Annotated in this window: 9 protein-coding genes and 1 pseudogene; 5 read left to right on the forward strand and 5 right to left on the reverse strand. The window is 65.5% G+C overall.

The genetic code is table 11. The features are described from left to right. The gene (locus FYJ92_RS04460; RefSeq protein WP_185263666.1) at positions 1–1,572 is read right to left on the reverse strand and encodes a serine hydrolase; all 1,572 of its coding nucleotides are present in this window, start codon (positions 1,570–1,572) and stop codon (positions 1–3) included. Positions 1,573–1,735: 163 nt separating this feature from the next. Here FYJ92_RS04460 and FYJ92_RS04465 point away from each other — a divergent pair, with 163 nt between their 5' ends. Then, the gene (locus FYJ92_RS04465; RefSeq protein WP_185262779.1) at positions 1,736–2,002 is read left to right on the forward strand and encodes a hypothetical protein; all 267 of its coding nucleotides are present in this window, start codon (positions 1,736–1,738) and stop codon (positions 2,000–2,002) included. A gap of 2 nt (positions 2,003–2,004) precedes the next feature. Here the strand turns inward: FYJ92_RS04465 and FYJ92_RS04470 are convergent, their stop codons facing one another. From FYJ92_RS04470 to FYJ92_RS04485, 4 genes are all read right to left on the reverse strand, one after another. Next, entirely contained in the window at positions 2,005–3,027 is a 1,023-nt protein-coding gene (locus FYJ92_RS04470; protein ID WP_185262780.1) for a DUF808 domain-containing protein, read from the reverse strand. A 227-nt stretch (positions 3,028–3,254) separates the two neighbouring features. Beyond that, entirely contained in the window at positions 3,255–4,211 is a 957-nt protein-coding gene (locus tag FYJ92_RS04475; protein WP_185262781.1) for a lipid kinase, read from the reverse strand. Positions 4,212–4,242: 31 nt separating this feature from the next. Continuing rightward, complete coding sequence (locus tag FYJ92_RS04480; protein WP_185262782.1) at positions 4,243–5,901, reverse strand: thiamine pyrophosphate-binding protein; 1,659 nt, start codon at positions 5,899–5,901, stop codon at positions 4,243–4,245. A gap of 119 nt (positions 5,902–6,020) precedes the next feature. After that, positions 6,021–6,524 carry an Lrp/AsnC family transcriptional regulator gene (locus tag FYJ92_RS04485; RefSeq protein WP_185262783.1) on the reverse strand — a complete coding sequence of 168 codons (504 nt, stop codon included), beginning with the start codon at positions 6,522–6,524 and terminating at the stop codon, positions 6,021–6,023. A 92-nt stretch (positions 6,525–6,616) separates the two neighbouring features. On the opposite strand from FYJ92_RS04485, the gene hisC reads away from it, so the two are divergent. From hisC to FYJ92_RS04505, 4 genes and pseudogenes are all read left to right on the forward strand, one after another. Next, positions 6,617–7,714: a histidinol-phosphate transaminase gene (hisC, locus tag FYJ92_RS04490; protein WP_185262784.1), complete on the forward strand. Its 1,098-nt coding sequence runs from the start codon at positions 6,617–6,619 to the stop codon at positions 7,712–7,714. Between the two features lie 54 nt (positions 7,715–7,768). Next, on the forward strand, positions 7,769–9,181 hold the full coding sequence (locus FYJ92_RS04495; RefSeq protein ID WP_185262785.1) for an amino acid permease: 1,413 nt from the start codon (positions 7,769–7,771) through the stop codon (positions 9,179–9,181). A 447-nt stretch (positions 9,182–9,628) separates the two neighbouring features. Beyond that, positions 9,629–9,910, forward strand: a pseudogene (locus FYJ92_RS04500) (MFS transporter); the annotation flags it as partial. 524 nt (positions 9,911–10,434) lie between these two features. After that, positions 10,435–11,448 (forward strand): HIRAN domain-containing protein, encoded by a 1,014-nt coding sequence (locus tag FYJ92_RS04505; protein ID WP_185262786.1) that lies wholly within the window; start codon positions 10,435–10,437, stop codon positions 11,446–11,448. Positions 11,449–12,533: the final 1,085 nt, after the last annotated feature.

A 12,533-nucleotide genomic window follows, 5' to 3' on the forward strand; every position in this document is an offset into this window, starting at 1 on the left:
TCAGGGTACGCCGCGTGAAGCGTGGCGCAATGCCTCGATGACCAACAAGACGGTCCGCGGAACGGGCCAGAGGATGGCCAGCCCCAGAACCGGCACCAGCGGGACGCCGACGTCCGGGAACTGGCGGATGATGACCAGCAGGTCGGTGTCGAACCGGGCGGGTGCGTAGATGAGGCACAGCCAGAGGGCAAGGGCATCAAGGGCGAGGGCGACGGCGGTCCACACCGGGAGAGCCCACCGGCCAAGCCGCGCGAACCGCCGTCGGAACAGGACCGAAAGCGAAAGCCACAGGCTCAGCAGCTCCGCCAGCAGCAGGGCCAGCGAGACTGCCCAGCTGGACTGCTGCAGCCAGTCCTCGATAACCACGGCGGGGATGGGGGAGTGCCCGTGGAGGATCCGCAGGATGTTGGTGTCGATGGCCTTGAGCCGGGACGGGGCGGCAGTGTCGTTGCCGTTGATGACCAGGGCCACGCCCAGGCCGGACTCAGGAACCACGGCCAGGTACGTGTGGCTATTGCCCCATTCCCCCTGGTGCTCCAGCAGCAGCGGCAACTCCCCAGCGGCGGGCGCCGGGGCCGCAGGATCAACGGATTCCACGAGCGGCCGCGTGAACCAGCCCATGCCGTAGCCCTTCGCCTCGTCCACGGACGTCCGTGGCTCGAACATCTCCGCCACGCTTCCCGGCTGCAGGATCCGGACGTCCCCATACCGGCCGCCGTTGAGCAGTGCTGTCAGCAGGCGGCCCAGGTCCTCGGCCGATGCGTACAGGGTGCTGGAGGGCATCCCCGCGGCGGGCGCCGGAACGTCGGTCTCAACCCAGAACGAGCTGAACCAGCGGTAATAGCCCTCGGCCGCGTTGTCCTCCCGGGCGGCTGCCGCCGTCGTATGGCTGTGCACCATGCCCAGGGGCCCGAGGACGTGCTGCTTCAGGTACTCCCCGAAGGGCTGGTTGGCGACGGTCTGCACCAGGAGGCCCAGGATGTTGTAATTGGCGCTGGCGTAGTGGAATCGCTGCCCCGGTTCGCCGGCCAGCGGGGAGCCGGCCAGCGCACGGACCGCTTCTTCGAGGGCTTCCGGCTCCTGGGCAAGGGACCCTTCGAAGGCCGTGTCCCTGGAGGACATGCCGCTGGTCTGGTGGAGCAGGTGCCGGACCGTGATGTCCGGTGACCGGGGATCGTCCAGCGTGAACCAGGGCAGGTAGGCCCGCACCGGCTCGTCCAGCCGCAGCCGCCCGGCCTCCACCTGCTGCATCACCGCGATGGCCGTCAGGGACTTGCTGGTAGAGGCCAGCAGCACCGGCGTCTGCGGAGTCATCGGCCGCCCGGATGGTGCCGCATCGCCGAAGGCGCCGGAGTGCACCTGCCTGCCGTCACGCACGACGGCGATGGCTGCACCGGGAATCCCGAGGGTTTCGAGCTGGTCCCGCAGGAAGGAGTCCACCGCAGCATAGGCCTGTTCAGGATTGTCTGGTTCCGTGGCGGTCCCTGCGGCGGCAGCCGAGGGAGTGGAACTTCCGAGGGCCACCAGGAAACACAAGAGCAGGCAGTGCGATGACCAGGACATTGTCCGCATGGCTACACCTGCTTCGGCTGACAGTCCCTTCACGGTAGGACCTGTCCCGGCGGAAGACAATGCCGCTCGACGAGTGGTTGCGGGCCCATCCACTTGTGGCTGGCATCTGCCCGGCGCAATCTGCGTCAGACTGGAACTTGGTCCCTCAACGAAAGCAGCTCCATTGATTACCCTCCAGCGGGACGCCCAAGGCTTTGTCCGGATGAACCGGCGCTACCCCAACAGCGTCCGCATCAGGACCACGTTCAGCGACGGCAGCACCGGTGCATTCTCCGGCCGGGCCCTTAACAAGGTTTACGATGCGGCTCTGGCGGAATTCCGCGCGAAGAACGGCCTGGATGCGCGCGGATACTCCAGGACGCCAGCGGGCCGAACGAACTCCGGCAACAAGATCGATTTCGTTCCGGTCCATCCTGGGATGGGGGAGTAAGGCTAGGAGGAAGGACCATCGTTCCGTTTTGTCGGCCGGTAGCCGGCGATTGCGGCGCGGACGTCGCCCTCCTCGTGCTCGCCCTTCTTCTTGCCGAACGGCAGCACTTTTAGCAGCGGGTGCACGATAGCCATGACGAGGAGGCCCCAGGCGAGTCCGAGGATGGCCGAGCACAGGGTGTTCACGAGCCAGGCCAGGAAGCCGCCCACCACCGGGATCCCGACGAAGGGGGCCTCGAGGACATGGACCAAGTCATAGGGGGCGTGCCAGCCGAGGTCGTGTGCTCCCTGCAGCATGATGTGGCCACCCACCCACAGCATGGCGACCGTCCCAATAAGGGTGATCGCGGCCAGCACCGAGGGCATCCCCTTGACGAGCAGCTCACCGAACCGCTGGGAGCGCGCGGAATCCTTAGCGGCCAGGTGCAGGCCGACGTCGTCCATCTTGACGATGAGTGCGACGGCACCGTACACGAGCACCGTGATCACGAGGGCAACAACGACCAGAATGACAGCCCGGGCCCACAGGGAATCACCGGCCACCTCGTTCATCGAGATGACCATGATCTCGCAGGACAGGATGAAGTCGGTGGTGATGGCGCCCTTGATGACCTTGGCCTCCGCCTCCGGACCCCGTTCGACCGCCGGCGCCTTTTCGTCCGAGTGGTCTTTGCGGATCTTGTGCCAGACCTTCTCGGCACCCTCGTAGCAGAGGTAGGTGCCGCCCAGCATGAGGATGAAGGGGATGGCCCCTGGAATGAAGGCGCTGATGAGCAGCAGTGCCGGCAGGATGATCAACAGTTTGTTCCGGAGCGAGCCCCAGAAGATCTTCTTGATCATCGGCAGTTCGCGGGACGGGTCCGCCCCGGACACGTACTGCGGGGTGACGGCGGCGTCGTCGATTACCACGCCGGCGGCCTTGGCCCCCGCTTTGGCGGCTCCGGCGGCGACGTCGTCCACCGAGGCGGCCGCTATGCGGGCCAGTGCTGCAACGTCGTCCAGCAGGGCGACGAGACCGCCGCTCACAGATCGCACCCGTGCTGCTCAAGGGTGGACGGCTGAGTGTGGATGCCTATGTCGAGGCCTGTGATTGGCATGTTTGGAGTATATCGACGGCGGGCCTTCGCTAGCCCGCCACCGCCGCCTTCGCGCTGCGAGGCCTTCATCCACTCGCTCAGCCACGGAGCCCTGCTGGCCGCCTCGATCAGCGAGTCACAAGAGATGTGCGCGCGACCTGACTAGTTAGCAGGCTTTCATACGGACGGCCAGTTCGCGGCGCCCGGTCCGTCTAACAAAGCGCTGGCGCTGCTCTGAGGCACCACCACGTGGACGGCATTGCGCTGGACGGTGAAATCGGAGGGCGTGGTCGTCGCGATCTCGCCGTCGAGGTTCACCGGCAGCGGCTGCTCGGTGACCAGCCGGACGCTTCGGCTGGTGAGGTGGTACACCCGGTCGTGTTCAATGAAGCTTCCGTCCTTGAGGAACCGCGCGATACTCACGTGTTCCTGCAGCGGCCCCGCCAGGATGGCGTAGATGTCGAGGGTGTGGTCATCGATCCCTGCGGTGGGGGAGACCGTGTTGCCGCCTCCGTAATGCCGGCCGTTGCCGACGGCCACCTGAAGCAGGTTGTCGAGCTCCAGCGGCTTGTGGTCCCCGTCGGGGAACTCAAGACGGGCTCCGAACGCCTTGTGCCCGGCATAAGCGCGCAGGGTGGCAATGCCGTAGGCCAATGGCCCGATGTACCGCTTCAGGCGGGGGCTGAGCGCTTCGGTAACAGCCACCGACAGGCCAACGGAGGCGACGTTGAGGAATGGCTCGCCGTTGGCCCGGCCGAGGTCGATGTCCACCACCTTCCCTTCGGCGATGGCAGCGCACGCCTCGGCAAGATTGTTCGGTATCTCCAGCGTGCGAGCGAAGTCGTTGGCGGTGCCCAGCGGAAGAACACCGAGCACAACGTTGGTGCCGGCAATCCGACCGGCGGCGTAGGACACAGTCCCGTCGCCGCCGCCGACAACCACCAGGTCGTGCCCGTCCGCAAGCACCCGGTCAAGCGTTCCGGCCAGGTCTGCCCCGGACAGCACGTGGTGCACCGAGGAAATGGGCACGCCTGCCTTGCGCATCGTGTCCACGGCAAGTTCGGGTGCCGCCCCTCGGCGTGATCCGGCGTTGATTACAACGGCGGCAGAGCGTGCGTCCCTGGCAGCCTTCATGTGGGCCATGTTAGGCGGTGGACCTGTGAATTCAGCCCGCGACCGCCGCCTTCGCCTCCTGTTTGGCCTGCATCCACTCGCTCAGCCACGGGGCCCGGACGCTGGACGTGATCCGGCAGTCGGCCACGAAAGTTCCCGTGGCGCCGGCGTCGATCCAGTCCGTGAGTGCGGCAAGGTCCGCCAGTGAGCGGATGATCGCCGACTCGGCGCCGAGCGCGCGGGCGATGCCGCTGAAGTCCACCTCCGGGATCAGCATGGGCTTTTCGGTCAGGCCCTGGGAGCCGTACTGGTGGATTTCGGCCCCGTAGGCGGCGTCGTTGTAGATCACGACGACCGCGCTGCTGGCCGCACCAATCAGCGATTCGAGGTCGGACAGGCCCATCAGGAAACCGCCGTCGCCGGACGCCAGCACCAGGGTGCGGCCGTCCTCCACTGCGCGGGCTGCCCCGACGGCGCTGGCAAGGCCCAGCCCGATGGCCTGGTAGGCGGTCCCCACCATGACCAGGTCCTGGGGCCTCGGGATGTGCCAGTACATGGGTGCCCAGCCGACGAAGTGCCCTCCGTCCTGGACCACCGTGCGGCGCTCCGGCAGCACCGCATCCAGTGCCGTGGCCAGGGAGCGCGGGTCCAGCCGGCCGTCCGGGGTCTCGTCAGAGCCTGGGTGGTGCGCGGGTCCTTCGGCCACGCGCGTGCGGGCTTCCGCGCGCCAGCCTTCTCCCGAAGGTCCACCATCCAGCATCCGCAGGATGTGTCCCGCAGCAGACTTCACGTCCGCGCTGACGAACGTATCCACCCGGGGGTGCGTCGGCTGCAGGGCGGCGTCGATCTGGATGACGGTGCTGTCCGGGCCGAGCAGGTGCCCGAACCGCATGGTGAAGGGGCTCAGGCTCGCCCCGGCCACAAGGACCACATCGGCCTCACCCATGAGCCCGGCCGCGGTGTCGGTGCCGAAACCGCCCGCGACGCCCAGGTACCCCTCGCCTTTGAGGAGGTTGAGCGCCAGGGCGGTTCCGGCGGTTAGTGCGCCGAGGCGGTCGGCGAGTTCGCGGAGTTCGGGGCCGGCTCCGGCGAGGTGCGCACCGCGGCCGGCGAGGATCAGCGGCCGCTTTGCTCCGGCGAGCAGGCGGGCCACCTGCCCAAGGCCGCCGTCGACGTCGTCAATTACCGCTGCTGCCAGCGGCTCGGGAAGCTCTTCGTCCGCAGTCTCGAGCGCCGCGAGGTCGTAGGGAATGGCAATGACGACGGCGGTCCGCTTGGTGAGCGCGTACTCCACCGCCTGCCGCGTGATGGCGCCCGCGGCGTCGCGGGTGACGGTGAAGGTCGCCGCGCCGAGGCCTGCAGCGATTGCCGCCTGGTCCACGTCCTGGGGCCGGGCGCCGCTGCTCGGGGCGTCTCCGGTGACCAGCACGACGGGGATCTGCGCCTGGACCGACTCGGCCAGCGCCGTGAGCGCGTTGGTGAAGCCGGGGCCGTAGGTGGTGGTGCCCGCGGCGAGGCGTCCTGAGGTCCGGTAGTAGGCGTCGGCCGCGGCGATGGCAGCGCCTTCATGGCGGACGGGGGAGAATCGGAGGCCCAGCTTTTCCGCGGCGTCCAGGAAGTAGACGTTGCCGTTGCCCATCACGCCGAAGACATCGCTGAGGTAGCTGCTGAGAACCTGTGCCACGCGGCCGGAGACGGTAAGAGTAGTCATGCAGGAATCTTGTGGCGTAGTTCACGGATAGGCAAGAGAGTCGAGTTTGGTTGGGATATTTGGCAGGGAGTTGCCCGTCTAAGTGAAAATCTGCCCAGTTGTGGCGTGCATCACCGCACTTAGCTGGAAGGGCGGGATTCCTGCTCCGACAGCCGGCTCAGGAGGCCGTCGTAGCGGGGCGGCATGAGTTCCAGCACGGAAATGGCCGTGCTGGTCCGCTGGATCCCCTCGATTTCCAGGATCTCGTTGGTGATGCGGTAGAGGTCGGCCGTGCTGCGTGCCACCACCTTGGCCATGAGGTCCGCGTCGCCGGTGGTGGCGTGCACCTCGATGACCTCCGGGATCGCGGCGAGCCCGTTTTCCACCGCACCGGTCCGCGTCTGGCTGATTGACAGGGAGAGGAAGGCCATCAGGTCATAGCCCAGCGCGGCAGGGTCCAGCCTCCGGCTGAAGGAGCGAAGGGCGCCGCTGCGCTCGAGCCGTGCCAGCCGGGCATGGACCGTGTTCCGTGCGACGCCGAGCGTCCGGGAGAGTGCCAGGGCGCTGGCTTCTGGATCGTTATCGAGGGCCAGGATGATCCTGCCGTCGAGCGAATCCACGGTGCGGGGGTTCGGGATGGTCATATTTTCACCACAGACAGTCGAAGTTGAGCAGAAGTCCCAATGGGTTGAGCGTATCTTGCATTGTGCGCCGGGTCACAACATGATCGTTCCTCATGACCCGTGATCAGCTCCTGACCGCACCCGACACCACGCTCCCCACCCTTCGTGGCGCTGTGGCCGGACTTCCGCTCTACGTCCCGGGCCGGCGCAGTGCCGGCTTGGACATTGCTGCCCTCGCCAGCAACGAAAGCCATTACGCGCCGCTGCCTGCTGCCGCGGCTGCGGTGGCCGAAGCGGCCGGCACCATGAACCGCTACCCGGACAGTGCCGCCGTCGAACTCCGTGAACGGCTCGCCCGGCACCTGGGCGTCACCGCCGGGGAGGTCGCGGTGGGGCCCGGCAGCGTGGGCGTCCTCCAACAGATCATCACCGGACTGTGCGACGCCGGGGATGACGTGATCTTCGCGTGGCGTTCCTTCGAGGCGTACCCCATCCTGGTTGAGCTGGCAGGTGCCCGGCCGGTCCGCATCCCGCTGGACGACGCAGAGGGCCACGACCTTGATGCCATGGCCGCGGCCGTCACCGACCGCACGAAGGTCATCCTGCTCTGCACCCCCAACAATCCCACCGGCGTGCCGATCAGCCACGAACGCATCGAGGCCTTCCTGCAATCCGTCCGCTCCGACATCCTCGTGGTGATCGACGAGGCCTACGTGGAATACGCCGAAGCGGGCAGCGGTTCCGACTCCCTGGCGCTCTACCGCCAGTACCCGAACGTCTGCATCCTGCGCACCTTCTCGAAGGCCTACGGACTCGCCGGCCTCCGCGTGGGCTACGCCGTCGCGGCGCCGGCCATCGCCGAGGGACTGCGCCGGACGGCCCTTCCCTTCGCCGTGAGCGCGCTGGCCCAGAAGGCGGCCGTCGCGTCGCTGGACGCGGGGGAGGAGATGGAAGCGCGGGTGGCCGCCGTCAGGCAGGAGCGCGCCCGGATGGCCGCGCGGCTGGAAGCCCAGGGCTGGAAGCTGCAGCCGAGCCAGGGCAACTTCCTGTGGATCCGGGCGGATGACGATCTCTGCGCGAGGCTAATGGACGCGTTCGACGCCGCGGGCATCCTGGTCCGGGCATACCAGGGCGACGGCGTGCGGATCACCGTTGCCGATCCCGCCTCCAACGACCGCGTGCTCCGGCTCCTTGAGGCCCACGCAGACTGAAAACCCGACTGACCTGAAACCCAATCCGTTCCACCTACAACCAGAGGACTCCCCATGGAACAACAGACAATGACGTCTGGCCGCGCACTGGGCGCCGCACTCAAACCCCGCCAGCTCACCATGATGGGGCTCGGAAGCGCCATCGGCGCGGGCCTCTTCATCGGCTCCGGCGCGGGCATCCAGGCTGCCGGCCCGGCCGTGCTGATCTCCTACCTCGTGGCCGGCACCCTCATCATCCTGGTGATGTGGGCCCTCGGTGAGATGGCCGCCGCAAATCCGGACAGCGGCGCCTTCTCCGTTTACACCGCCAAGGCGTACGGGCCGGTGGCCGGTGCCACGGTGGGCTGGCTCTGGTGGCTGCAGCTCGTGGTGGTCATCGCGGCCGAGGCGCTCGGGGCGGCAGGCCTGCTGGCCACCATCTTCCCGGTCCTGCCGGTGTGGCTGATGGCCTTCGTGTTCATCGTGGTGCTCACCGCTGTGAACCTCACCAGTGTGAAGAACTTCGGTGAGTTCGAGTTCTGGTTCGCCCTGCTCAAGGTGGCGGCAATCGTCGGGTTCCTCCTGGTGGGCGCTGCCCTGCTCTTCGGCTGGCTGCCGGGCGTTCAGTCGCCGGGCCTGACCAACTTCACCGGTGCCGGCTTCGCGCCCGACGGTTTCGCCGGGATCGCCACGGCACTTTTCGTGGTGGCGTTCGCGTTCGGCGGCACCGAGATCGTGTCCGTGGCGGCAGCTGAGACCGCCGAGCCTGCCCGCAGCGTGCGGACAGCAGTCCGCACGGTGCTGTGGCGCATCCTGGTTTTCTACATCGGCTCCATCTTCATTATCGCGGCCGTGGTTCCCGTGGGTTCGGCGGGGCTGAAAAGCCCGTTCGCCGCGGTACTGGACGCCGCAGGCATGCCCGGCGCAGCCACCGCAATCACCCTGGTGGCCGTCGCAGCACTGCTCTCAGCCCTCAACGCCAACCTCTACGGTGCCTCACGGATGGCGTACTCCCTCGCCGAGCGCGGTGTAGCGCCGCGCGTGCTTGCTTCCGTGTCCAAGGCCCGGGTTCCGGTTGTCGCGGTCCTGGCCAGCGTTGCCTTCGGCGTTGTCACGGCCGTGCTCGAGGTGGCCTTCCCGGAGAAGGTCCTTCCCGTCCTGCTCAACACTGTGGGTTCGACGTGCCTGCTGGTGTGGACGTCCGCGCTCCTCGCCCAGCTGGCGCTGCGCCTCCGCGCCGACCGGGAGGGAACGGAGCTTCCCCTGCGGATGGCCGGCTTCCCGTGGCTCACGGGCTTCGGTCTCCTCATCCTGGCCGCGATCTTCACTGTGGGCTTCATCGGCGAGGACTCCCGCCCCCAGCTCCTGAGCACTTTCGGACTCGTGGCGCTTTTGGCGGTGGCTAACTGGCTTCACCACCGTTCCGGGAAGGTCTCGGGCCGCGGCAAGTCTTCGGATGATGCCAAGGAGCCGGTGCTCATCGACTGAATCAGGCGCCGTGAACCCACTTCGCAGGTTCAAGGTAAATACGAAGGGCGCGTCCGACTTTGGCGGGCGCGCTCTTTTGCAATGGGCGGTAGCGTCGGGGTCACGAAAGGCGAAAGCCGTGAGGCGGTAATAACCCAGTGACAAGTCAAACTTGTTGGATCGCCAGAATCCGGCTTTCCGAGATCGCCAGTCCCGCTCGCATCGTGCACGCATTCTCGGTCTGCTGCTGATTCCTCTTGATCCGGGTCCGGTGGTGCCGCTGCGCCGCGCACCGGATAGGCGGAGGGCCGCTCATGGTGCCGGAAGATATTAACGAAGCGTCCAAGATGGCGCCGTCATACAGGGCTCCAGGGAAAGGGGCGTAGCCGACGGGGCACCTAGCCAGCGGCCGCCGTCGGGAATTACGACGGCGGTGCGTGGGCGGGTGCCGACGGTCGGCTTAGGTGTGCGGCAGCGATGGGGCCCGTCGTCGGCGGTTTGCTGCTGAGCTTGCTGGGCTGGCAGGCGCTGTTCGCTGTCAACGTGCCGCTCGCGCTGCTGGCGCTGATTGTGGTGCACCGGGCGGTGCCGGCCGATGCCGGACGCGAAACCGGGAAGCTCTCAACTCTGATCCGTGACTCCGACGTCCCGGGCATACTGGCCTTCGTCGCCTCGCGGATGTTCGCGATGATGGCGCTGCTGAACGTGATGCCGGGATACCGCTGGTGGCTCCCGGGCGCGGCGACAGTGGCCTGGATGGTGTCGTGCCACGCAACTACCTTGCCGTCCTCGGTCCGGGGGTGCCCAGCTCCAGTGTGGTCACGCCCAGCGCGCCGGGGAGTTCGAGAACGGTCCAAGGACTTCTCGGTCCATTCGTCGCGGCCGTCGCGGCGACGGCGGAACTCGCCATTGTAGCGATGAGGCAGCGGCTGCCGCGGCGGTCAGGATTGGGCGCAGTGGTGTATCCGCATTGGATGACGGGGCCAGCTGTCCGCCGGCGACCCGTCCACGCTAGGGAGGCGTTGCGTGCTCGGTGCGGGGAGTTGGAGGGGAGGTTAGCGGCAGTTGATGCCATTTCGGCGCGCATAGTCAAAAATCCCCATCCGAGTAACGACACTTAATGCTCGTCTAGCCGTTGTCATTGAAAATCTCTGGGACACGGTTATTGTACGACCATGGATTGGTAACGCGCGTCGGCAGGGCCATTCAGAGCATCGAAGAGAAATCGAGTTTCAGTGACAACTGCAGGCGATAAGAAAGTTGCCCCGATAGGTATGACAACAGAGTCGCTGCCGAAAGGGCGGCAAGGATTCCGCGTCTGGGGGTCCAGCCTCTATTACGACTTACGAGTCGTCGGCGGTAACCACTATGTGGATTCTTATGTAGCCATTCATGAAGGCGTGAGCGGCGTAACCGGGGGCGTACGTATTAGGGAAGTCGCTGAACTTGTCTACGAACCCTCAAATCCAAATGACGGCAACGCGGTTTCCGTGTATGTCAGAGGGTTGCTCGTTGGGTATCTTGCTAGGGATGATGCTGCGTACTTTGGTCCGCTCATTGGCGCCATTCGCGATGGTGGATTTTCAGCGATTTGTGACGTCCAATTGTGGTTCAAGGTAACCGAGATCGACAAGTACATCGAGGTTCCAAACCAGTGGTGGAGCCCCGAGGACCTCGACGAGCCGCCCACTGCATGGCAAGCTGTTGAAGGCGAAACCGAGCCGCAGTACTCGTGCGGGGCCGAGCTTGCCCTTCGCGGCCATAATGCGATTTATCCGGTGAACGGACACCCGCCGGGGCATTACGCCATGCTGCCTCCAGGGCGCATGATTCCCGTCTACGACCTCGACGAGGATGCCCCGCCACTCCGCCAAATCCGAAAGATTAGCGATGAGTTTGGAGGCCGGAGTCTTGCAGCCTTTGGCACCCTTACGGTAGGCAGTGATGGAAAACGAGAACGAGCTGTAGTGAGTATCGATGGGGTCCCGATAGGGCGGCTCAGTCTTCCCGCAAGCAAAGACTATGTCCCCCTCATAAAAGCAGAGCTTTCCGAATTCGACGAGCTTGCTGTAGAACTGCACATCGAAGACGGGGTGTGCCACCTAAACTCTCTACGCGCCTTTGAAACAAATCTGTCTCCACTGCCTCGGAAAGAACTCATCAACTGGCACAACCATCTTCCTTTCATACCCCAAGCCGACTTGACGCAATATCCAGAACGCTTCGTACACAAGGTATGGTCTGAGGAAGTAGGAGGCTACATTCATCCGCACGAAGACCCCCAGTGACAGCTGCGGCCGTCAGCCACCTCATGAGCCAAAGTCAGTAGAGACCTTCTCGCTGATACGCCATTTGGCTTGCGCAGATGATCAAAACGTCGAGGCGAACTCCAAGAGTGTGGGGCGCCGACTATGATCCGGACGGTTGCACCCGTTGTCCCTGTCCGCTAATCCCCTAGTGCGCTTTTCAGGTTTCCTGATGGGCGGGCCGCTTCCGCCCGGGCCCGGCGAGTATGTCGCCGTACTTCTGGCTTAGGTGATGATAGGGGCGTTGATCACCTGAGGGCCAGCGGCCTTGGGAACCAACAAAGGCCCAGCCAGAACGAGAGCGGCGGAGCCAGCTCGGTCCGATAGTGCAGCTGGATAGTCAGGACCATGAGTCGTTCGTGGTGTCTTTGTTCTTGTGGCCGGCGCGGAGGACGACCGACTAGTTGTACCTGCCAATAGCGCCAAGCCAAGCACCGACATAGGTGTTCGAACCGGGGAGCGAGCTTTGGCCTGATGGCCTACTATGCTCTGCGGTTCCCCGAGCTGGCCAGCTCCTTGGCCAACGCCCGCCCGCAGGCGTGCTGGTCTGCTCCTGGCGAGTGCCGGGCACTCGCGCGACTGAGTAGTGGATGGCGCTGAATGCGGCCGCGCCATTTAGCCTCGAGATTTCATCGGGGGTGTGACCGGGGCGCGTAATTAAAGCCTGAAAGGCGCCCTGACGTGGGAAAATGTAGTTACCACACCGCAATAGGAACCGTCAGGCCGACAGTCAGCCCTGAACCATCAGAAACCCCGCCTCATGAAAGATCGAGGTTAGAACATCGTGTATGTACTCGGTGTGATTAGGCACCGCCCGAGGCGGAGCGGGCTTCGTGGCTCTGTTCGGGTTGTCCAACCTGACCCCGGCAGGAACGCTCCCGTGCGTCTACGGAACCTAGATGACGTCATCCGCAATTCTTCCTCTCGAACGTTGGCTCTTTTGCCCCCACCTCGGACGTGACTATGTATTGCCCAAACCGACGGCGCGCAGCCACGAACGCTATGTAGCGCCTGGGTATCTTACAAGAAGGGAAGTAAGCCTTCGGCGCTTGCCTGCACGGTATGCC

This window comes from Pseudarthrobacter sp. NBSH8, from assembly GCF_014217545.1.
In the GTDB taxonomy this organism is placed as follows: domain Bacteria; phylum Actinomycetota; class Actinomycetes; order Actinomycetales; family Micrococcaceae; genus Arthrobacter.